The sequence below is a fragment of the Delftia sp. BGA-UO-ETr-SB1 genome, assembly GCF_059567865.1.
This window is the reverse complement of sequence record NZ_JCAQOW010000005.1, coordinates 487126-508610: the sequence shown is the minus strand read 5'-3', so window position 1 is coordinate 508610 and position 21485 is coordinate 487126. Positions and strand designations below refer to the sequence as shown.

Below are 21485 nucleotides of genomic sequence, written 5' to 3'. Positions count from 1 at the left end.
GGGCCGGGCCGTGTGGTGCGTGGCGAGGGGAAAGCGATCTGCATGGGCATCTCCCGTTCAGGCAAGCGGCTGGCTGTGGCGCCAGGCCAGGGCGATGGCCGCAATGGCCATGTAGCCGGCATAGGGAATGGAGCGCTGGGGCTGGCGCGGTCCATCGGTGGCGCCTGCGGGCTGAGACGCAGCGCCCAGCGGTGCCAGGCGGGCCGCCCAGGCCAGGGGCAGCCGGGCCTGCAGCCACAGGCCGGTGGGGCTGTGGCTCAGGTGGCGCAATGACAGCACCAGCAGGCCGTGCAGGCCGGCCAGCAGGCTGCCGCCAGTCCAGATCAGCAGCAGGTCGAAGCTCAGCCCGAACCACAGCCCTGCGACCGCGCCGAACTTGACGTCGCCCGCTCCCATCCAGCGCAGTGCATAGAAAGGAAGCAGCACGACAAACCCCGCCAGCAGTCCGGCCAGCGCGTTCCAGGCCGAGACCTGGAACGGCTGCGCCCCACTGGCCAGTGCCGCCGCGCCTGTGGCCAGGCCGAGCAGCACCATCCAGTTGCGCACGCGCCGGATGCGCAGATCCATGACCGCAATCGTTGCGAGCCATGTGATGCAGACGCACAGCCATAGCGAGGCCCACTCCATCTTCAGGGGGCAAGTCCGTTGAGCTTGGTGGCAAGCCGGCTGAACAGTCCGTTCAGATCGGTACCCAGCGCGGTGGCGCCCACGACGATGCCCACGGCAATCAGGCCGGCGATCAGCCCGTATTCGATGGCGGTGGCGCCTTCCTCGTCTTTCCAGAAGTTCTTGATCATTTCGGTCATGGCATGGTCCTTTCGGTTTGCAAAATGCCTTGGCGCCGGGGGCGGAGGCAAGCACCGCCCGAGCCCGGCCAGATCGCGCCGGAGCCGGCGCTCAGGGAACGAAGCCGGTGAGCTTGGTGGCGATCCGGGTGAACAGCCCATTCAGATTGGTGCCGAGCGCGGTGGCGCCCACCACGATCCCCACGGCGATGAGGCCGGCGATCAAGCCGTACTCGATGGCGGTGGCGCCTTCTTCGTCTTTCCAGAAGTTCTTGATGATGTCGGTCATGGCATCGTCCTTTCGGTTGCAAAAGCCCATCGTTGTCGATGGCGGCGGCTGGCGATGGGCAGAAGCCGGCCGCTGCACGGGAAACCTCACCTGCCGCTTCTCACTTCACCACTGCTGTCGCGAGGCGGTGGTTGGAAAAGCGTCTGAAACGGGGCGCAACTGCTGCTCAAGGCGCAGCTGTATTCGTTGGGGCATGGCGCTGGCGGACAGGGTGGCCACGGCAGCGTCCTGGGGTTCGGGGCGGCTGCGCGAGGGCGCAGGGCCGGGTTGGATGTCGGGCGCAGGGCCGGGTGCGTTCCCGGGCTCGTCCATGGGGGCAGTGCCTGGCGCGCCACCACCTGCCGGAATCGGTTTTTGCGGGGTGAACAGCGCGTTCAGCCAATGGTCGGGCGGGTCCTGGGGCAGGAGGCGGCCGGTGGTGCGTGCCAGGCGCAGTTCGTTGATGCGCTGGTCGTAGATGGCGTCGGCCTCGTCCAGCAGCAGGCGCTGCATGTCCAGCTGGGCGTCCAGCACCTGGGCCAGGCTGCCGCGGCCGACTTCGAGCAGGCGGCGGCGCCCCTCGAAGGCGGCGCGCGCCTCGCGCACGGCGTCGGCCAGCTGGCTTTCGCGCTGGCGTCCGGACTGGGTGCGGCCCCAGGCGGCGGAGGCGGTTTCGCGCACCTGGCGGCGCACGGTTTCCTGCTGCGCTTCCTGGGCCTGCAGTTCGTTGATGGCCTTGAGGATGCGGTCGCGCAGCTCGAAGCCGTTGCCGAAGTTCCAGCTCAGCTCCACGCCGTAGCGCGTGCCCTCGGCATAGAGCACGCCGCTGGGGTCGCGCGTGTGGGCCACCACGGCGGCCAGCGTGGGAAAGCGCTGGGACTTGCTGCGGTCCACTTCGGCGCGGGCCTTCTCGATCTGCTGCTCCATCTCCTGCAGCTCGGGGCTGACGGCTTCGGAGGCCTGCAGGGCCGAGTCCTCGTTGGCCGGCATCCATTGCACGGGCACGTTGAGCTGGGGCAGCCAGCCGGGCTGGGGCGTGAAGCCGAAGTAGCGCGTGAAGCGGGCCTGCGCATCCATGCGCTGCGACTCCAGCGCGTGCTGCTGGGCCAGGGCACCGGCCTGGCGCGAGGCGGCCTGGCGCAGGTCGTTGCGGCCCACGGCGCCCAGTTCGGCGCGGCGCTCCTCGATGCGCGCGAGCTGGCCGATGATGCGCGCCGACTCGGCCGCCACGCGCGCCTTGTCCTCGAAGCGGTGCAGCTCCAGCAGGGCGGTCAGCGCCTCCAGCAGCACGTTCTGGCGCGTGCCGTAGAGCACGCTGCCCTGGGCCGCCTCCTGCGATTCGGCCGAGCGGATGCCCGCGCCGATGGCGCCGCCGTCCAGCAGGGCCATGCGCACTTCGGCGTTGACGGCGGTGTAGGACTCGCGGCCCCGGCGCAGCTTGGCATCGCCCGTGTTGGTGCCCACCTTGAAGGTGGGCCAGCGCGCGCCGCGCGCGGTGTTCACGTCATGCCCGGCCGATTCCAGCGCGGCGCGGGCCTTGCGCACGTCGGGGTATTCGTCGATCAGGGCGTAGAGGGCATCGAGCAGGCGGCGCTGCCCGCCGTCGCTGGCCAGGGTGCCGGGCGTGAGGTGCTGGGCCAGGCGCAGGACCACGGGGTCCGGTGCGGCTGCGGCCGTGTTTGCGGATGTGGATGCGGGTGCGGGTGCGGCTGCGGCAACCATGCCGATGTCCGTATCAAGGTCCCTGTCCGCCGCAGCCACGGGCGCGGCAGCGGCCTGCAGCGCCTGCAGTGCGGACAGGCAGCAGGCAGCGGCCAGCAGCTGGCGCAGCCGGGCGTGGCAGCGGGCGTGCCAGCCCATGGAAGGGGAGGTCGGGCGGCCTGGCATCAGGGCTCCCGGAAGGCTTCGCTCTGGATGCGCAGCACGGGCCGCAGCAAATACCAGATAAAGGGTTCGTGGCCCAGCAGCAGGTCGAGTTCGGCCTGCATGCCGGTGGTGATGCGGTTGTCGGTGCGGCCCACCCAGGGCTGCTCCAGGCTGGCCTGGATGCGGAAGTACGAGGGCGAGTCGGCCAGGTTGGGATCGCGGTCGGCATCGGCCGCCACCAGGGTGACCTGGCCGGGCACCGAGCCGTAGCGCAGGAAGTCGTAGGCCGAGATCTTCACCCGGGTGGCCTGGCCGGGGTGCACATAGCCACGGTCGGCGGGGCTCAGGCGCGCCTCGACGATGACTTCGTCCTTGTCCGGAACGATTTCGAGGATGGGCTCGCCGGGCTTGACCACCCAGCCTGCGCCCGAGCTGCGCAGGCCCTTGACGAAGCCGCTGGTGGGCGCCAGCACGGCCGTGCGCGTGCGCTGGGTGCGGGCGCGGACCAGGTCTTCGTTGAGGCTGGCCAGCTCGCGTTCGGTCTGGGCCAGCTCGTCGGAGGCGCGGCGGCGGAAGGCGCCCTGGGTCTCCTGCAGCTTGGCCTGGGCCTGCTCGATCTTGGCGCGGTTGCTGAAAAGCGTCTGGCGCGAGGCAGCCAGCTCGGCCCGCACCTGCTCCAGCGCCCGCTGCTTGTCCAGCACTTCCAGCTGGCCTATCAGCTGCTCGGAGGCGAGCTGGCCGGCAATGGAGGCTTCCTGCTGGTGCAGGCGCAGATTGGTCTCCAGCCCCTCGATGCGCGCCTGCACCTGGGCCACGTCGCCGCGCGCCTGCTGCAGCTGGGCCTGGGCTGCGGCAAGGCTGCCCTGGTGCTCCAGCGCGCGTGCCGAGAAGGCGCCCAGTTCGGCCTGGACCACCTGCGCGTCCAGGTCGGCGGGGAAGGCGGTGCGCTGCAGCGGCCGGCCCTGGCTTTCCGCGCCCAGACGCGCCTTGACGGCCTGGGCCGTGGCCATGCGGGCGGTGAGCTGTTCGAGGTTGAGGCTGTTGCTGCCCAGGTCGATTTCCAGCAGCGGCTGGCCCTGGGTCACGGCCTGGCCTTCGCGCACATGGACGGCGGTGACGATGCCGCCTTCCAGATGCTGCACGGTCTGCACGCGGTCGGAAGGGATGACCTGGCCGCTGGCGACCACCACGTTCTCCACCGGATAGAACAGGCCGGTGACCACCAGGGCGGCGACGGGAATGACGAGCAGCCACTTGCCCCGCGCCAGGGCGGTTCGGCCAGGGGTGGGGGGCGTTGCGCCGGACGCGTCCGCAGGCGGCTGGCCGTGCACGGCCGCCTGCGCTTCGCTCGACTGGCGCAGCACCAGGGGGAGGTCGTCGTAGCGCCCGGCCCTCATGAGGCAAGCTCCTGCGCCACGGCGGGGTGATCGGCATGCGGGGCCGGGTCGGCCGGCGTTGCGGGGGCTGTGGACGCAGCGGGTGCTGCGGGAGCCGCAGGCTCGCGCGCCGAGCCGAACAGCTGGGGCAGCAGCAGCTGGGGCGAGCCATGCTCGATGCCGCCGTCGCCGCGCACATGGTAGAGGTGCTGGGCCATGGAGGCCACGCGCAGCGAGTGCGTGACGACGATGACCGTGTGCTTGAGCGCAATCTGCCGCAGCGTCTGCAGCAGCGCGGTTTCGCTCTCGAAGTCCAGGTCGTTGCTGGGCTCGTCCAGGATCAGCACCGAGGGGTTGCGCAGGAACAACTGGGCCAGGGCCAGCTTGCGCAGCTCGCCGGCCGACAGGCCCGCGCCGCCTTCGCCCAGCACGGTCTGGTAGCCCTGGGGCAGGCGGCTGATGAAGCCGTGCGCGCCCGAGATCTGGCAGGCGGTGACGATCTTGTGGTCGTCGGCATCGGGGTTGACCATGCGCAGCCCGTCCACGATGGGGCCGCTGAACCAGTACACCTGCTGGGCCAGGCAGCCTATCCAGCGGCCCAGCTCGGCGCGCGGGAACTGGGCCATGTCGTATTCATCGATGAAGATGCGCCCCTGCGTGGGCTGGTAGAGGCCGGCCAGCAGCTTGGCCAGGGTGGACTTGCCGGCGCCGTTGCGCCCCACGATGGCGTGCAGCCCGCCGGGGCCGATCTCCAGCGATGCCTGCTCCAGCGCCACATGGCCGCCCGGGTAGTGGAAGCTTGCCTGGTCCAGGCGCAGCCGGCCCTGGGGCCGGGGCAGGTCCACGGTGTCGGTCATGGCCTCGACGGGTTCCTCCAGCACGGCCTGCAGGCGGCGTGCGGCCTCGTTGGCATGGGCCAGCGAGCGCCAGTTGCTGGCCAGTTGCGAGATGGGGCCCAGCGCCTTGCCCGACAGCAGGTTCACGGCCATCAGGCTGCCGATGCTCATCCACTGCGCGTTGATGGCAATGGCGCCCACGGTGATCACGGCAATGGAGAACAGCGTCAGCAGCACGGTGCTGGCCTCGCGTGCGTTTTCCATCTCGCCGTTCTTGCCAAAGCTCTCGGCCAGCCAGCGGTCATAGCCGCTTTGCCAGTTCTGGCGTGCGGCGGCGTCGTAGCCCAGCACCTTGAGCGTGGCGCGGGCATTGCAGATCTCGGCCGTGCCCCGGTCCAGCATGCGGGCCTGGGCGATTTCCTCCACGCGGCCGCTGCGCACCTCGTCGGCCCACCACCAGGCCAGCACGCCCATGATGAGCATGGCCACCAGGATCACCGGCAGCACGGGCCAGGCAATGATGCCGATGACGACCAGGGCCAGCAGGGCCATGGGCAGGTCCAGCAGCGAGGTCGCCAGGCCCCCGGACATGCCCGAGCGCATGGCGCTCACGTCGCGGAACAGCTGCAGCCACTGGCTGGAGGAGCGCTGCTCCAGCGCGGCCAGCGGGTGGCGCAGCATGGAGTGCATCAGCGCCTGGGACACATCGCGGTCGATGATGGCGCCGGCTTCGCGCAGGGCGCGGGCGCGCCTGCGCCGCAGCCACCATTCCACGCCCAGGAAGAACAGCACGCCCGCCACCATGGCCGTGAGGGTGGCGGTGCCGCCACGCGCAATGACGCGGTTGTAGACCTGCAGCAGGAAGATGGACGGCAGCAGGCCCAGCAGGCTGATGGGCAGCGACAGCCAGCCCGCCCGGCGCAGCTGGTGCGCAGCCCGGTCGAAGGACTCGGCGATGGCAGATGCAAAAGCCCCCACCGTCTCCGTTCCCGACGGCATCGCCGTGGCCTTGGCCAACTGACGGGGAAGAAGGTATCGGATCATGTTCTGATGGGCTTAGTAAGCATCTTTACAAAATGTAAAGGTACTCGTTTCACAAACACTGTAGCGAGTTATATACAGCCCTCTATAAGTTTTATTCAATCAAGAATGCATGTTCATTTGTTTTTGATGTGGATCAAAGCAGGGCGCCTGAATAGACGCTATTAAATGGCCCCCGTGCCCACTGAAACTATCTCGTATGGCATCGGCCGCCAGGGCAAGATTGGTCGTGGCGCGGCCGGCCAACAAAACCGTATCGCCTTTATGGGTAGTTCTCAGCAGCGAGCAAATCAGCTGATTCAGATCGTCATACCAATTGACGTGCAAAAGATCGCCCAAGGCTGCCGCCAGCGGCCTGAGCGGCTCCCCATACAGCAGCACGCGCCGGGCCTGGGCATCCCGCACCAGCGGCTCCAGGGCCAGCTGCGCTGCGTCGATGCTGGCCTGGCCGGGCTGTATGCCCGCCAGCACGATCAGCCTTCTGCTCACATGGGGAGCGACCGACTGCAGCTGGGAAAATGCAGCCGTCATGGACAGTAAGTGGTTGCTCAGGCTGTGGTCCAGCAGGCAGATTCCACTGGGCAGGAGCTGCGGCTGCCCGGCTCCGATCATGGGCTGCCAATGGGCCAGGGAGGCCTGCACCTGTGCGGGCGCATAGCCCAATGCATGCAGGGCCGCCAGGGCCGCCTGCGCATTGAGTGCCATGTGGTGGCCGTCGGATTGCAGGGAAATGCCCAGGCGCAGGCTGCCCATGCCTATTTGCAGATTTCCATTGTGAAACCCCATTTCACGGACCTGTGCATTGCAATGGGGGCCAAACGTGATCAGGCGCAGTCCCATGCGTTTGGCATGCTCAATAACACTGGGGTTTTCACCTATGTCCTGATCGGTGACCAGCGCACTGCCTTTGTGCATGAGCTGCATGGCTTCAAGCACTTCCTGCAATGCTTCGTATTTTCTTTCACCGGACAGACCGGCCTGTCCGGAGGGCTCGGACTCCCCTGAATGGGGGGTGTTATTTATTGAAAGATTAGTAATAACCAGAATATCTGGGTCAATCAGCGGCAGGTCGCCACGCAGTGCCTGCAATGGCAGCTCCAGCAGGGCGCAGGGCGAGGCCTCGCTCCAATTGATCATCTGCAGCGCCGTGCCCTGGGACAGCAGGGCATCGCCACGCGCGTCTCCCCCGTCCTGCAGGCACTGGCGCATCATGCCCAGGGTGGAGGTCTTGCCCACGCAGCCGCTGACGGCGACCACGGGCGACTGGATGCGGCGGCGGGCCGCCTGCGCCAGATTGCGCAGGCCCTCTTCCATATCAGGCACATGCAGCACCGGCACGCCGTGGTCCAGCAGGCCCTGCGGGCTGCTGCTGATCAGCGCCGAGGCGCGCAGCGTGGGCAGGGCCGCAGCCTGCACGCCCAGGGCCATGCCCGCACGCCGCACCAGCACGGCGGCGCCGGGCTGGTGGTGCAGGCGGCTGGCATCCAATCCCGCGCAGCCGGTGCCGCTATCTGTGCCGCTATCGGTGCTGGGATCTGTGCCGGGCTCCGTCGTTGCATCCAGCCAGCGCCCGTTCATCAGTTCGGCCAGGGAAGCTCTGTCCCAGGACATGGGCGGGTACATGGAGCCCGCTGTGGGCCGAAAAGCCGGCTGGCCCGCAGTCTCATCGGCCCGTGGCGTGATGGAGAGTGATGGCGAGGGCGGGGAAGCTTTGGCGGGGCTGTCACCCGCGCTCAAGCCGTGGCCTGCCTGCGCAGGCAGCGCGTCTTCCCCGGATTCGGCAGCGGCATGGCTGGTGGCCGCGCGCAGTGCCTGGGTCAGAGCGTCCAGCAGTTCCAGGCCTGCCAGGCTGGATGCCAGCAGCCAGGCGATTTCGCGCGGGGACTGCAGCACCTGGCGCAGGCTTGCATCGGTAAAGGCTGCATGGCGGCGCCGGGCGGGCGGCAGGTACAGCGCCTGCTCAGGCCAGATGGCGCGCTGGGCCATGCCTTGCAGATGGCGCTGCAGGCTGATCTGCCATTGGCGCAGCAGGTCGGTGGGCTGCGGCTCCAGGCCTGCGTCGAGCTGCAGGCTCTCGACCAGGGCAATGCCTATCCAGCGTGCACAAAGGGCGCCTGCCTTGTCGACACTTTCGCCATCGTCGCCATCGTCGCCATCATCGCCATCATCGCCATTGCCGTCATTGCCGTCATTGCCGTCATTGCCGCCCTCCATGCCCAGCAGCTGCGGCAGCGCGGCCTGCAGGAAGGCGGCAGGCAGGGCCGCCGTGTCGGGCAGGGCGCTGCGCGCCGCGCGCAGCGTGGGGCTGTCGCTGGTGGGGGGGCGCGAGCTTGCATAGACATGCATGGCCAGCTCGGCCCAGGTCAGCATGGGCTGGCCGGAGCGGGGGGTGCCGGCTTCAGCGGCATTGGCGGCAGCGGCGGCAGCCTTGGTGGTGCTGGCCGAAGCGGCAGCCATGGACAGCAGGCTTTCCGCCAGCGGATCCATCAGCGCCGGAATGCGGGCGCGGGCCTGGCTGTCGGCTCCCTGCCCCAGGACAAAGCTGTTGCGCAGGTGGCGGGCCAGCACCAGCATGGCCAGCGCGCTGGGCATGCAGTCGCCGGGCAATGGCTGCAGCCGTTGCTCGACATGGTCCACGGCCAGCGCAATGGCCTGCGCCAGCGCGGCGCTGCCCGCATGGCGCTGGGCCTGCAGCAGGGCGTAGGTCACGCCCAGGTGGTCGCAGACATCCCCGCAACCGGGCCAGCTTCCGTCCGTGCCCTGCTGCGCCAGAAGTTGCTGCAGCGCAGCGTGCACGGGCACGAGGTGGGGCCAAAGGCGCTGCTCGGGCGGGTCGGTGCGCGGCACGGCCAGGGCGGGCTGCTCCCCGCTGATATAGATGCCGCGCAGGTGCAGCAGCAGGCAGGGCGGGTGCAGGGGCCGTTGCGCGCTGCCTGTTTCACTGCCCAGCGGGTGCGGATCTGGCAGCAGGGGCTGCAGCAGCTGCGCACGCTCCAGGCTGGCATCTGCCAGGGCCAGGGAGCGCATGGGCGCCTGGGTCCAGGCGCTGCAGTCCGGCAGCGGACTGTCCGCCTTCAGCGGCGTGATGTCCTGCGCCCAGTCGATGCGCAGATCGACCTCGTCACGCTTGCGGGCCCAGGCCCATTGGCGCACGCGTGTCGCACCCTCGCGCCAGGCAGCCTCCAGCGTGGTGGCGCGCACGTGGAAGACGGAGGCAACCTTGTTCTCGGCCGACACCGTGAAGAAAAGAATGCAGCCGGGGTAGGGTTCGGGCAGCAGCACCATGTGCCGTGCCAGGTACTCCAGGCCATTTGCCAATTGCTGCGACAACATGCTCTCGGCCTCGGTCAGGGTCATTGGGAGGCTGCTCTTCCCGTGGGGACGGGACGCCGGGCCGCGGTGCACCGACCGCGTGCGGATCTGTTCCTTCATGGCGGCCCGGCGGCAGGCGGATGCGGAGCGCGGCGGCTCAGCGGTAGTCGAATTCCACGCGCCGGTTGCGCTGGTGGGCTTCTTCGCTCGTGCCTTCGTCGGCCAGCCGCTCCTTGCCGTAGCTGACGGACTCCACGCGGGCCGGGTTCACCCCCAGCAGCTGCAGGCTGTTGCGCACCGCGTCGGCACGCTTTTGGCCGAGCGCCAGGTTGTATTCGATGCCGCCGCGCCTGTCCGTATGGCCGCGCAGCATCACCGAGCGCCCGGGATTGCTGCGCAGCCACTGCGCATGGCTTTCCACGATGGCCCGGTCGCTGTTGCGGATGGTGTATGCGTCGAAGTCGAAGTAGACGATGTGGGCGACGTTGGCGGGCCCGCGCTGGTCGGCCTGCGTGGTGGCCACCACGGGCGCGACGCCGGAGCTTGCCGGCGCCGGGGCCGGGGCCGGGGCCTTGCCGAAGGCGTAGTGGTGCTCGGAACGCTGCGTGCTGGTGGTGGCGGTGGATCCGCAGGCGGCCAGCCCTGCGGCCAGCAGCACGATGGTGCACAGCCTGAAAGTGTGTGACATGGAGGATCTCCTGGGACGTGCGCCGCCACCGTGGGGCGGCGGCGCAGGGGATGGATGCGGCGCCCGCAGGCGCCGCGGCCGCTCAGAGCAGGGTGTTGTGGTGCAGTTGCTGCGTCAGCACGCTGGCTGCTGCATCGGCCGTGCTGCTGGCATGGCTGCTGATGGAGGTGGCAATCGGATCCAGCTCGGCGACCGAGGCCGCTGCCGCGTGCGATGTGCCACCCAGCAGGCCACCGAGCAGCCCGCCGCCGGACGATCCCCCCAGCAGCCCGCCCAGCAGGCCGCCGCCGCTGCTGCCGCCACCCAGCAGGCCGCTGACGATGCCGTTGTTGCCGGCCACGGTGTTGACCACGCCGCTGACGATTCCGTTGTCGCCGGCCACGGTGTTGACCACGCCGCTGACGATTCCGTTGTCGCCCGCCACGGTGTTGACCACGCCGCTGACGATTCCGTTGTTGCCAGCCACGGTGTTCACCAGCCCGCTGACGACACCGTTGTCGCCCGCCACGGTATTGACCACGCCGCTGACGATGCCGTGGTCACCAGCCACCGTGTTGACCAGCCCGCTGACGACACCGTTGTCGCCGGCCACGGTGTTGACCACGCCGCTGACGATGCCGCTGCCACCGGCCACGGTGTCGAGCACGCCGCTGACGATGCCGTTGTTGCCTGCCACCGTGTCCAGCACGCCGCTGACGACGCCGCTGACGACGCCGTTGTCACCGGCCACGGTGTTGAGCACCCCGCCGACGATGCCGTTGTCGCCCGTCACGGTGTTCAGCAGGCCACCGACCAGGCCCGATCCGCCCGTGAGGCCACCCAGCAGGCCGCCGTCACCGCCCAGCAGTCCGCCAACGATGCCGTTGTCGCCCACCACCGTGTCGAGCAGCCCGCCGACCAGGCCGGAGCCGCCCGTCAGACCGCCAGTGAGGCCGCCCAGCAGGCCGCCGTCGCCGCCCAGCAGTCCGCCAACGATGCCGTTGTCGCCCACTACCGTATCGAGCAGGCCGCCGACCAGGCCGGAGCCGCCCGTCAGTCCGCCCGTGAGGCCACCCAGCAGGCCGCCATCGCCGCCAAGGACGCCGCCCAGCAGGCCGCCGTCGCCACCCAGCAGACCGCCGACCAGGCCGTCATCGCCGAGCACGCCACCCAGCAAGCCGCCGTCGCCGCCGACCACACCACCCAGCAGGCCATCGCCGCCGGTCAGGCCGGCCAGCACGCCGTTGACGGTGCCGATCACCGGCTGCAGTGCCTGGCCCGGGACCTGCGTCAGGCCGTTGGCCAGGTCCGTCACCACGCCCAGTGGACCGCCGTTGACCTGGGTCACGCCTTCCACCAGGCCCGTGACCACGGACAGGGCGCCGGTGCCGGGGTCGATCAGCGCATCCAGTACCTGGCCCACAGGGGCGCCGGCCGTGCCGCCAAGCAGGTCGCCAACGGTGTTTTGCACCGTGGTGACAAGGCCGTCGCCGCTGCCTGTGCCGCCGCCCGGAACCAGGCCGCCCAGCAGGCCGCCGACCAGGCCGTCTTCGCCAAGCACTGCACCCAGCAGGCCGCCATCGCCGCCCAGCAGGCCGCCAACCAGGCCGTCATCGCCAAGCACGCCACCCAGCAGGCCTCCATCGCCGCCAAGGACACCGCCCAGCAGGCCACCGTCGCCACCCAGCAGACCGCCGACCAGGCCGTCTTCGCCAAGCACGCCACCCAGCAGGCCGCCGTCACCGCCAAGCACGCCGCCCAGCAGGCCACCGTCGCCACCCAGCAGACCGCCGACGAGGCCGTTGTCGCCGAGCACGCCACCCAGCAGGCCGCCGTCACCGCCGACCACGCCACCCAGAAGGCCATCGCCGCCCGTCAGGCCGGCCAGCACGCCGTTGACGGTGCCGATCACCGGCTGCAGTGCCTGGCCCGGGATCTGCGTCAGGCCGTTGGCCAGGTCCGTCACCACACCCAGCGGACCACCGTTGACCTGGGTCACGCCTTCCACCAGGCCCGTGACCACGGACAGGGCGCCGGTGCCGGGGTCGATCAGCGCATCCAGCACCTGGCCCACAGGGGCGCCGGCCGTGCCGCCGAGCAGGTCGCCAACGGTGTCCTGCACCGTGGTGACAAGGCCGTCGCCGCTGCCTGTGCCGCCGCCCGGAACCAGGCCGCCCAGCAGGCCGCCGACCAGGCCGTCGTCGCCAAGCACGCCGCCCAGCAGGCCACCATCGCCGCCCAGCAGACCGCCAACCAGGCCGTCATCGCCAAGCACACCACCCAGCAGGCCACCGTCGCCACCCAGCAGACCGCCGACCAGGCCGTCATCGCCAAGCACGCCGCCCAGCAAGCCACCGTCGCCGCCGATCACGCCGCCCAGCAGGCCGCCGTCGCCACCCAACAGGCCGCTGACCAGCTCGCCAATGCCGCCTTCACCCAGGCCGCTGCCCAGGCCGGCAATCAGGCCGTTGAGGGTGCCGATCACCGGCTGCAGGGCCTGGCCGTCCACCTGGGTCAGGCCGTTGACCAGTTCGGTCAGCACGCCCAGGGGGCCGCCGTCCACGCTGGTCAGGCCTTCCAGCAGGCCGGTGACGACCGAGGCCGTGCCATCGGTGGGATTGGTCAGCGCATCCAGCAGTTGGCCCACGGGGGCTGCGACGGTGCCGCCGAGCAGGCCGTCCACCACGTCCTGGACCGTGGTGACCAGGCCGTCGCCGCTGCCGCCGCCCGTGCCGCCTGGGATCAGGCCGCCCAGCAGGCCGTCCACCAGCTCGCCGATGCCGCCCTCGCCCAGGCCGTTGCCCAGGCCGGCAATCAGGCCGTTGAGGGTGCCGATCACCGGCTGCAGGGCCTGGCCGTCCACCTGGGTCAGGCCGTTGACCAGTTCGGTCAGCACGCCCAGGGGGCCGCCGTCCACGCTGGTCAGGCCTTCCAGCAGGCCGGTGACGACCGAGGCCGTGCCATCGGTGGGATTGGTAAGCGCATCCAGCAGTTGGCCCACAGGGGCTGCGACGGTGCCGCCGAGCAGGCCGTCCACCACGTCCTGGACCGTGGTGACCAGGCCTTCACCCGTGCCACCGCCCGTGCCGCCACCGGGCACCAGGCCGCCCAGCAGGCTGCCGACCAGTCCGCCCAGCCCATCTTCGCCCAGGCCGTTGCCCAGACCGGCAATCAGCTCGTTGAGCGTGCCGATCACGGGGGCCAGGCCTTCGCCGTCCACCTGGGTGAGGCCATTGACCAGCTCGGTCAGCACGCCCAGCGGGCCGCCTTCCACATTGGTCAGGTTCTCCAGCGCGCCGGTCACGGTGGACAGCAGTCCGTCCGTGGGGTTGGTCAGCGCATCGAGCAACTGGCCCACGGGGGCCGCCACGGTGCCGCCCAGCAGGCCGTCCACGACGTCCTGCACGGAGGTGACCACGCCGCTGTCCGGCGTGCCGGGAGGATTGCCCGTTCCGCCGCCCACCAGGCCGCCCAGCAGTCCGCCCACGCCGGCCAGCAGGCCGCCCAGCGCACCGTCTTCGTCGAGCAGGCCGCCGAGCACGTTGTCCACTACCGTACCGATGGAGCCGCCGGAACCCGCTTCGTCCAGGCCCTTGAGCAGCTCATTGAGCGTGCTGATCAGGGGCTCCAGGCCCTGGTTCTGGATATTGACCAGGCCGTCCACCAGCTCGGTCAGCACGCCCAGCGGCCCGCCATTGGTGCTGGTCAGGCTCTCCAGCAGGCCTGTCACCCCGGACAGCGTGCCGCTGCCGGGATTGACCAGCGTATCGATCAGGTTGCCCACCGGGCCGGCCACCGTGCCGCCCGACAGCGCACCCACCACGTCCTGCACCGAGGTGATCAGGCCATGGCCGTCCGTGGGATCCGTCGGATTGGTGGGGTCCGTGGGGTTGGTCGGGTTGGTCGGGTTCGTCGGATCCGTGGGATTGGTGGGGTTGGTCGGGTTCGTAGGATCCGTGGGGTTGGTCGGATTGGTGGGGTTCGTGGGATTGGTCGGGTTCGTAGGATCCGTGGGGTTGGTCGGATTGGTCGGGTTCGTGGGATTGGTGGGGTTCGTGGGATCCGTGGGATTGGTCGGATTGGTCGGGTTCGTGGGGTTGGTCGGGTTCGTGGGATCCGTGGGGTTGGTCGGATTGGTCGGGTTCGTGGGATCCGTAGGGTTGGTCGGATTGGTCGGGTTCGTAGGGTTGGTTGGGTTCGTGGGATCCGTGGGATTGGTCGGATTCGTAGGATTGGTCGGATTTGTCGGGTTCGTGGGATTGGTCGGATTCGTGGGGTCCGTCGGATTGGTCGGGTTCGTTGGGTTTGTTGGATTGGTGGGGTTGGTCGGGTTCGTAGGATCCGTGGGATTGGTCGGATTCGTAGGATTGGTCGGATTTGTCGGGTTCGTGGGATTGGTCGGATTCGTGGGGTCCGTCGGATTGGTGGGGTTTGTCGGGTTCGTGGGGTTGGTCGGGTTCGTGGGATCCGTCGGATTCGTCGGGTTGGTGGGGTCGGTCGGGCGCGGGGGCGCCGGATCGTCGTCGCTGCTGTTGGCTGCTGCGATCAGGCCCACGCCGCCCGCGCCGATCAGGCCGGCCAGCAGGAAGTCGCTGAGCACGGAGCCACCGGCTGCGGCTGCGGCGCTTTCCTTGGTGACGATCAGGCCCAGGGCGTCGCCGTCATTGGCGGGTGCCACCTGGACGTTGCCAGAGGCCAGGTCCAGCACCATGGCCCCGGCGCCGTCGCCGTCGCGCTGGGTCAGCGTGGCCTGCGTGCCGCCCTCGAAGGTGCCGACCAGGGTCTGGCCGTCCTTGCCCTGGAACAGCGCCTTGGCGCTGCCGTCGGCGGGCACGATGATCTTGTCGCCCACCTGCAGCGCGCTGCCGGGCTGGGCCATCAGGGTTTCTCCGTTGCGCACTATCTGCACGCCCGGGCTGACCTGGGACATCGTGGCGGGACCGGCGCCCCGGGGCATGAGCACCGCAGCCGCGCCGGGCTGCGTGTTCGATGTGCCCAGCTGTGCAAGCACAACGGTGGAGGGCTGCTGGTCAGCAAACTGCACGGGGCTGACGGTGGTGTTGCCAGTGGGCTGCATCGATTGGGCGGTCATTTGCTCTCTCCAGACAAGGGTTGAAACGACAAGGTCAGACGGTGGCTTGGAAGCCGTGAAATCTGTCGAGCCCTTTTGTGCAACATGCATGCCATGTGCCGGCGGCAGGTCTGGATGGCCTAGGAATCTTCCTAAGATATTGATTTGTATGGTTTTTGTTATTGATCACAATGTCTCAGCAACGGTCTGTTACGGCACACGTTACGTAACGCCGCCCGGTCCGCTCCGTTACCTCGGAGCAGGCTTTGCGCCGTGTTTCATGGCCCTTGTCTCAAGGACCCATGCAGCGGGGCAAGGTGGCTTTCGCCTATAAAATCGCTGGCTTTTGGCTGCAGGCGCATATCGGCGTGTGCAAGAAGCCCAAAAGCGAACAGGCCCGTCTTCCAACTTTCATTGCGTAGAGAGCGCCCATATGCTGATTTCGTCCAGAGTTCCGTCGCGAGTGCCGGGTCGTACCTATTTGCGGATAGCCCGACCTGTGGCCATTGCCGCCTTCAGCCTGGGGGCCGCTTTGTGCGGGGCGTTTGCCCATGCGTCGCAGGAGGCGGTGGACGAGGTCTCCCGGCTGCTGGAGCAGGGCAAGGCGCCCCAGGCCGCCAAGCAGGCCGAGGCCTACCTCAAGCAGAACCCGGCCGATGTGCAGATGCGCTTTCTGCAGGGCGTGATCGCCGCGGAGCAGCGCCAGAACGCCCAGGCCATCAAGATCTTCACGGCGCTGACCCGTGATTACCCCAGCCTGCCCGAGCCCTACAACAACCTGGCCGTGCTCTACGCTGCCGAGGGCCAGGAGCGCAAAGCCTCGGAAGTGCTGGAGCAGGCCATTCGCACCAACCCCAGCTACGCCACGGCGCATGAGAACCTGGGCGACCTGTATGCGCGCATGGCCAGCGATGCCTATGCCAAGGCCTTGCAGCTGGACGGATCGCGCCAGGCCATCCAGCCCAAGCTGGCCCTGATCACGCAGATCTTCCCCAAGCAGGGCGGCGCCCAGGTCAAGACGGCCCAGGCCACGGCAACGGCAACGGCCGCCTCGACCAAGGTGGCCGATGCCAAGGCCGCCCAGGCCCGCGAAGCCGACGCCAAGCTGGCCGAGACCCGCGCCGCCGAAGCCAAGGCCGCAGAGGCCAAGGCTGCCGAATTCAAGGCCGCTGAAGTGAAGGCCGCCGATGCCAAGGCCGCCCAGGCCAAGGCGGCGGAAGCCAAGGCTGCAGAAGCGAAGGCTGCCGAGGCCAAGGCTGCAGAAGCCAAGCTGGCCCAGGCCAAGGCGGCGGAAGCCAAGGCGGCAGAGGCCAAGCTGGCCCAGGAAAAGACAGCTCAGGCAGCGCAGGCAGCACAGGACAAGGCCCGCGCGGCCGAGGAAGCCAGGCAGGCAGCGGCCAAGGCCGCTGCTCCGGCCACCGCAGCCGCCGCCGAGCCTGCCAAGGCAGCGCCTGCCGTCGATGAGAAGAAGGCCGCACAATCGGCTGCCGCGCAGGAAGTGGAAGCCGCCGTCAAGGCCTGGTCCACCGCATGGGCCGGCCAGGACATGGACCGCTACCTGGACGCCTACAGCGACCACTTCTCCCCGGCCGATGGCAGCAGCCTGGCCAAGTGGAAGGAACAGCGCCGCCAGCGCATCGTTGGCCGCACCGCCATCGTCGTCAATGTGCGCGACCTGAAGGTGACCGTGGATGGCGACAAGGCCACGGCCCAGTTCCGCCAGTACTACGCATCGGGCGCGCTCAAGACCACTACCCGCAAGACCCTGCGCATGCAGCGCGAAAAGGGACAATGGCGCATCACCCATGAAGGAACCGGCTCCTGATGCCTGAAAAAGCGCGTCCCCTGGCACTGCCACCCACCGGCCTGCTGCGCCTGCATGCGCGGGCCGCCGGGGTGGCCGTGCTGCTGGTCGCGCTGTCCGCGGTGTCCTTCAGCCCGGTGGCCCATGCCAAGCAGGCCAAGGCCAAGGCCTCCAAAACGGCAGCTGCCAAGCCTGTCTCCTCCAAGCCTGCCTCCGGCAAGGCGGGCGCAGCCAGGCTGCGCGCGGCATCGGGCAAGCCCGCCCTGGCCGCCGCTGCGGTGGCCACGGCGGGCGGTGCCGCTGCCGTGGCAGCCACCCATGCCAAGGCCGCCGCCCCCGCACAGCAAAGCCAGGCGGAGGCCCGCCTGCTGGCCATCATCCGCCAGGTGGAGCAGCGGGATCTGGACGGCGCGCTGAAGGCCGCCGGCGATCTCACCGCCGAGGTTCCCAATTTCCGTGCAGCCCAGCTGGTGTATGCCGACCTGCTGCGCTTCAAGACCGGCCGTGCCGGCGAGGTGCTGGCGGGCACGCCCGTCGCCGCCTCCTCCGCTCCCGGCCATCCGGGCCAGGGCGTGCTGGTGCGGCACAACCTGTCCGTGGGCAGTGTCGCGCGGCTGGAAGGCCCGGCCAGTCCCACGCAGGCCCAGCTGCAGGATCTGCAAAACGAACTCAAGCGCCGCCTGCATGCCGACAGCGGCGCGCCGCCCGCGGGCTCCGTTCCCGGCGAGTTCCTGATGCTGGGCGCGTCGGTGCGGCATGCGATTGCCATCGACGCCAGCAAGTCACGGCTGTACCTGTTCGCCCATGAGGCGGGCGGGCTGCGGCTGGTGGGGGATTTCTATGTCTCCGTGGGCAAGCTGGGCACGGACAAATGGCAGGAAGGCGACCAGCGCACGCCGCTGGGCATCTACTTCGTGGGCCGCCACATCCCTGGACCCCGGCTGCCGGAGTTCTATGGCAAGGGCGCGCTCACGGTCAACTTTCCCAACGACTGGGACAAGGCCGTGGGCCGCTCGGGCAGCGGCATCTGGCTGCATGGCTCGCCGCCCGACCAGTTCTCGCGCGCGCCCGAGGCCAGCGATGGCTGCCTGGTGCTGGCCAACCCCGACCTCACCTTGCTCATGCAGACCGTGGACCGGCAGACGCCGGTGCTGATCCGCGAAAAGCTGCAGTGGGTGGCCCCCAAGGCCCAGGCCCAGCAGAAGGCGGCAGATGCCTTTGTGCGTGTCGTCGAGGAATGGAAGAGCGCCTGGGACGGGGCCGACCCGCGCAAGCTGGCCGCGCTCTACGCGCCGGACCTGCTGCAGTCGCCCGCCTCGCGCGCATCGCAGGAACGGCTGGCCGCCTACCTGAACCGCCCCGGCGTGACGCTGCAGGACCTGTCCATCTATTCCTGGAAAGATGCCAAGGGAGAGATCCGCGTGGTCAACCTGCGCGCCAGCAGCAAGGCCTTCGCCGAAGGCCTGCCGCTGCGCCAGTACTGGCGCAAGACGGGCGGGCGCTGGCAGCTCTTTTCCGAAGACGTGATGGGCTGAACCGGGCCGAGTCCGGTTGCTCCCGATAGCGTCCGATAGCGCCAGGCGGGGCCCGGCCGGCTCAGGTGGTCTCGTTCTTGCGGTTGCTGTCGAACCGGCGCTCCGCATCGAACAGATGCTGTATCAGCACATGCGAGGTCATGTTCACGCCGATCCCGCCAATCATGGCCGGCAGCAGGTACAGCGCCGTGGACAGCTCCGAGACGAAGATGGCGTTGTCCGACAGCGACGGCGTCTGCCGGGCCGCCGATGCCAGGCTTTGCAGCAGGTAGACATCCACCCCCGCCATGGCCACCAGGGCCAGCCCGAACAGCAGCACCGTGGTGCGCGAGATGCTGCGCTTGGCCAGCAGGGCCGCGTAGATGGCGCAGGGAAGAACGACCGAGAAAACCACCAGGCTCCAGAATCTGGCTTCGGTGAAGACGGTGGTGCTGATGCGCAAGGCGTTCATCGGTGCGGTCCTTTGGGCGACCAATATGCCGTGCTTGCGTAAACGCCCGGTGAACGGCAGGCAAACCAGCGGTTCCACATGCAACCAGCCGCGCCGGGCAGCGGCAGCCGACTGCAGGAATCACAAGATCAGGTCTGCCGCACCAGGTAGGCGGGCAGCTGCGTCTCAGGCAGCACGGCCAGCACCTTGAGCTGCAGCTGGGCGCGCTTGCGCGCCTGGGCCAGATAGTCCTGCAGCGCCTGTGCGGCCCGCTCGTACTCCCCCTCCCACAAGGCATCGACGATCTGCCGGCAGTTCTCCGTCAGCGGCGGGTTGGGCGATTGCGGAAACATGCGGCAGAAGGTGCTGTGGATCAGCCAGGGCATCTGGCACTGCTGCAGCATGCCCACCAGCTTGTCGTTGGGATGCCGGGCCAGGAAGTCGCCGTGCAGGTGCTGCTCCACGCGCTGTTCCAGGCGCTGTTCCAGGCGCAATGGTTCCTGCGCGTCCGGAAAACCTGGCGCCGTCGCGCCTTGCAGGCCATGGCGCAGGCTGGCGAGCAGGTCCCTGTCCAGGCGCGGCCCGCTTTCGCGCAACGCTGCGGGCGCCAGCAAGGCGAGCAGCTCGAAGTCCTGATTCACCGCGCGTGCCGTCAGCGCGGCCACCCGCCAGGCGGCGTAGGTGCTTTTCTCCACCAGCCCTCTATCTACCAGCCGGCTCAGCACCTCGCGCAGGGCCACGCGGTTGACGTTGAAGTGGTCCATGGCGGCGCTCTCATCGATCTGAAAGCGCCCGAAGATCATGGCGATGGAGATGGACTGCTCCAGCTCGTCGTGGATGCGCTCGCTCTCCGATGGAATGTGGATCGTGGCCTGGCCCGCCTCCAGGCCCAGGGCCTGCGCGTCCAGTGTCAGGCGCTGGGGCTGCACGGCCTGCCCGGGCCGGGCGACCAGGTAGCCGCGTCCGTCGAAGGTGCTCAGCAGCCCTTCGGCATGCAGCAGCTCGAAGGCCTTGCGCACGGGAATGCGGCTGGTGCCGAAGACCTTGGCCACGGGCCCCTCCAGCAGCACCAGGCCGGGCGCCACCCGCTGCTCGACGATGGCCTGGCGCAGGCGCTGGCGTATCAGTTCATAGCGCAGCCGGCGCTCGGAATCGCCAGATTCGCCGGTCTCGCCGGTCTCTTCGTCCCGCGCGGTCTGCGTGGATGCTTGTATGGCTCTTCTCATTCCTGCTTCATCTGCGTGTGCGTGTGCGTGTGCCGCCGCCGGCGGGGCCGTCATCGGGCAGGACTATACGGCGCGCGCACGGCGCAGCAGCGTGGCCCACTGGCGCACCAGGTAGTTGTGCTCGTCCATGACGGTGTTCCAGACGGCGATGCGGCCCAGGCGCTGCTCGTAGGAGCCGCCGTCGCGCACGCTGCCGCGCGGGATCACGAGCTGGCCGTCGGTGCCCTGCAGGTCTTCGGCGGCGGGCAGGCCGGCGTACCAGTAGTCCCATTCGCTGGCGCTCAGGTGCTCGCGCGTGCGCAGCGGGTTGGAGATGTAGTAGCCCTGCCGCGCCATCGCGGCACCGGGCCAGCCGGATTGCCACCAGTTCAGGTAGCGGTAGGCGGCGTCCAGCGTGTCGCCCCTGGCCTGGCTGGAGATGCCCAGGCCGCCGTACCAGGCGCGGTAGCCTTCGCGCGGACAGGCCAGGCGGTAGTCCAGCCCCGCCGCGCGGTAGTGGCCCATGGCCGGCGACCAGTGGCTCTGGATGGCAACGCCTGCATCGATCATCAGCCGTGCCGCATCGGCGTAGTTGCCCCAGAAGCCCCGGAACTGCTCGGACTCCTGCCGCTGCAGCAGCACGGCCATCATCCGGTCGATTTCCTCCAGCCCCAGGTTGCTGATGTCGCCGAAACGCATGTCGCCGCTGGCCTGCAGGGCAAGGGCCGCGTCCAGTGCGCCGATGGCGGCATCGGCCTGCAGCGCAGCGCGCCCTCGGCAGGCGGGGGAGACCAGCCAGGACCAGCTTTCCTCGGCCTGGTCGAACAGCGCGGGCAGGGCGGCGGGCAGGTAGACAAAGCTGTCGACGTTGTGCGTGAGCGGCAGCATGGAGATATGCGCGCTGGGCACATCGCTGACGCTGCCATCGGCCTGCACATACAGGCGCGTGACAGGATTGCAGCCCGCGCCAAAGGCCGCCTGCGGCGTGATGCGGCCGGTGCGGGGCAGGGCGTTGACCTCGTCCCAACAGGTCAGGCGCGCCGTGTCGATGGGCTGCAGGGTGCCGGTGGGCCACAGGAAATCCACGCTGTGGAACCACTGGTCGTACAGGTCGAAGCTGTCCTGGCGCATCACGGCCTGGCGCTGGGCGTCGAAGCCGTCCAGCACCTCGAAATGGATGCGTATGCCCAGGTCCTGCTGCGCACGCTGGCGCAGGGCTTCGGTCAGCGTCACCGAGGTGCCGAGGACACGCAGTTCGGGATCGTTCTTGCGCATGTTGCGGTCCTTGC

General features: G+C 69.1%; 14 protein-coding genes. 2 read left to right on the top strand and 12 right to left on the bottom strand.

Annotation, left to right across the window (positions count from 1 at the left end; genetic code table 11):
• Positions 1-57 precede the first annotated feature (57 nt).
• The 9 genes from AC57B5_RS12395 to AC57B5_RS12355 form a co-directional block, all read right to left on the bottom strand.
• Complete coding sequence (locus AC57B5_RS12395; protein WP_013803751.1) at positions 58-627, bottom strand: A24 family peptidase; 570 nt, start codon at positions 625-627, stop codon at positions 58-60.
• A 2-nt stretch (positions 628-629) separates the two neighbouring features.
• The gene (locus tag AC57B5_RS12390; protein WP_013803750.1) at positions 630-806 is read right to left on the bottom strand and encodes a Flp family type IVb pilin; all 177 of its coding nucleotides are present in this window, start codon (positions 804-806) and stop codon (positions 630-632) included.
• Between the two features lie 91 nt (positions 807-897).
• On the bottom strand, positions 898-1074 hold the full coding sequence (locus AC57B5_RS12385) for a Flp family type IVb pilin (protein WP_013803749.1): 177 nt from the start codon (positions 1072-1074) through the stop codon (positions 898-900).
• A 105-nt stretch (positions 1075-1179) separates the two neighbouring features.
• Entirely contained in the window at positions 1180-2940 is a 1761-nt protein-coding gene (locus tag AC57B5_RS12380) for a TolC family protein (protein ID WP_496399637.1), read from the bottom strand.
• Complete coding sequence (locus tag AC57B5_RS12375) at positions 2940-4316, bottom strand: HlyD family type I secretion periplasmic adaptor subunit (RefSeq protein WP_043823924.1); 1377 nt, start codon at positions 4314-4316, stop codon at positions 2940-2942. Before AC57B5_RS12375 ends, AC57B5_RS12380 begins: the two co-directional genes overlap by 1 nt.
• On the bottom strand, positions 4313-6175 hold the full coding sequence (locus AC57B5_RS12370) for a peptidase domain-containing ABC transporter (protein WP_496399636.1): 1863 nt from the start codon (positions 6173-6175) through the stop codon (positions 4313-4315). The genes AC57B5_RS12375 and AC57B5_RS12370 overlap by 4 nt, the downstream gene beginning before the upstream one ends.
• Before the next feature lie 99 nt (positions 6176-6274).
• Entirely contained in the window at positions 6275-9529 is a 3255-nt protein-coding gene (locus AC57B5_RS12365; RefSeq protein WP_496399635.1) for a Mur ligase, read from the bottom strand.
• 112 nt (positions 9530-9641) lie between these two features.
• Entirely contained in the window at positions 9642-10172 is a 531-nt protein-coding gene (locus AC57B5_RS12360) for an OmpA family protein (RefSeq protein WP_496399634.1), read from the bottom strand.
• An 82-nt stretch (positions 10173-10254) separates the two neighbouring features.
• Positions 10255-15243, bottom strand: coding sequence for a hypothetical protein (locus AC57B5_RS12355; RefSeq protein ID WP_496399633.1), 4989 nt, complete (start codon positions 15241-15243; stop codon positions 10255-10257).
• A 478-nt stretch (positions 15244-15721) separates the two neighbouring features.
• Here AC57B5_RS12355 and AC57B5_RS12350 point away from each other — a divergent pair, with 478 nt between their 5' ends.
• Together AC57B5_RS12350 and AC57B5_RS12345 are read left to right on the top strand one after the other, a co-directional pair.
• A complete protein-coding gene (locus tag AC57B5_RS12350) occupies positions 15722-17047 on the top strand; it encodes a L,D-transpeptidase Cds6 family protein (RefSeq protein ID WP_496399632.1) in 1326 nt (441 codons plus the stop codon).
• Complete coding sequence (locus AC57B5_RS12345) at positions 17047-18561, top strand: L,D-transpeptidase family protein (protein ID WP_496399631.1); 1515 nt, start codon at positions 17047-17049, stop codon at positions 18559-18561. The genes AC57B5_RS12350 and AC57B5_RS12345 overlap by 1 nt, the downstream gene beginning before the upstream one ends.
• A gap of 61 nt (positions 18562-18622) precedes the next feature.
• Here the strand turns inward: AC57B5_RS12345 and AC57B5_RS12340 are convergent, their stop codons facing one another.
• The 3 genes from AC57B5_RS12340 to AC57B5_RS12330 form a co-directional block, all read right to left on the bottom strand.
• A complete protein-coding gene (locus AC57B5_RS12340; RefSeq protein ID WP_013803741.1) occupies positions 18623-19012 on the bottom strand; it encodes a hypothetical protein in 390 nt (129 codons plus the stop codon).
• 128 nt (positions 19013-19140) lie between these two features.
• The gene (locus tag AC57B5_RS12335; protein ID WP_496399630.1) at positions 19141-20217 is read right to left on the bottom strand and encodes a GntR family transcriptional regulator; all 1077 of its coding nucleotides are present in this window, start codon (positions 20215-20217) and stop codon (positions 19141-19143) included.
• 63 nt (positions 20218-20280) lie between these two features.
• On the bottom strand, positions 20281-21471 hold the full coding sequence (locus tag AC57B5_RS12330) for an ABC transporter substrate-binding protein (RefSeq protein WP_097205350.1): 1191 nt from the start codon (positions 21469-21471) through the stop codon (positions 20281-20283).
• Positions 21472-21485 lie beyond the last annotated feature (14 nt).

Coding starts and splice junctions, on each gene's coding strand:
- AC57B5_RS12395 (WP_013803751.1), bottom strand. CDS start 627: ATGGAGTGGGCCTCGCTATGGCTGTGCGTCTGCATCACATGGCTCGCA.
- AC57B5_RS12390 (WP_013803750.1), bottom strand. CDS start 806: ATGACCGAAATGATCAAGAACTTCTGGAAAGACGAGGAAGGCGCCACC.
- AC57B5_RS12385 (WP_013803749.1), bottom strand. CDS start 1,074: ATGACCGACATCATCAAGAACTTCTGGAAAGACGAAGAAGGCGCCACC.
- AC57B5_RS12380 (WP_496399637.1), bottom strand. CDS start 2,940: ATGCCAGGCCGCCCGACCTCCCCTTCCATGGGCTGGCACGCCCGCTGC.
- AC57B5_RS12375 (WP_043823924.1), bottom strand. CDS start 4,316: ATGAGGGCCGGGCGCTACGACGACCTCCCCCTGGTGCTGCGCCAGTCG.
- AC57B5_RS12370 (WP_496399636.1), bottom strand. CDS start 6,175: ATGATCCGATACCTTCTTCCCCGTCAGTTGGCCAAGGCCACGGCGATG.
- AC57B5_RS12365 (WP_496399635.1), bottom strand. CDS start 9,529: ATGACCCTGACCGAGGCCGAGAGCATGTTGTCGCAGCAATTGGCAAAT.
- AC57B5_RS12360 (WP_496399634.1), bottom strand. CDS start 10,172: ATGTCACACACTTTCAGGCTGTGCACCATCGTGCTGCTGGCCGCAGGG.
- AC57B5_RS12355 (WP_496399633.1), bottom strand. CDS start 15,243: ATGACCGCCCAATCGATGCAGCCCACTGGCAACACCACCGTCAGCCCC.
- AC57B5_RS12345 (WP_496399631.1), top strand. CDS start 17,047: ATGCCTGAAAAAGCGCGTCCCCTGGCACTGCCACCCACCGGCCTGCTG.
- AC57B5_RS12340 (WP_013803741.1), bottom strand. CDS start 19,012: ATGAACGCCTTGCGCATCAGCACCACCGTCTTCACCGAAGCCAGATTC.
- AC57B5_RS12335 (WP_496399630.1), bottom strand. CDS start 20,217: ATGAGAAGAGCCATACAAGCATCCACGCAGACCGCGCGGGACGAAGAG.
- AC57B5_RS12330 (WP_097205350.1), bottom strand. CDS start 21,471: ATGCGCAAGAACGATCCCGAACTGCGTGTCCTCGGCACCTCGGTGACG.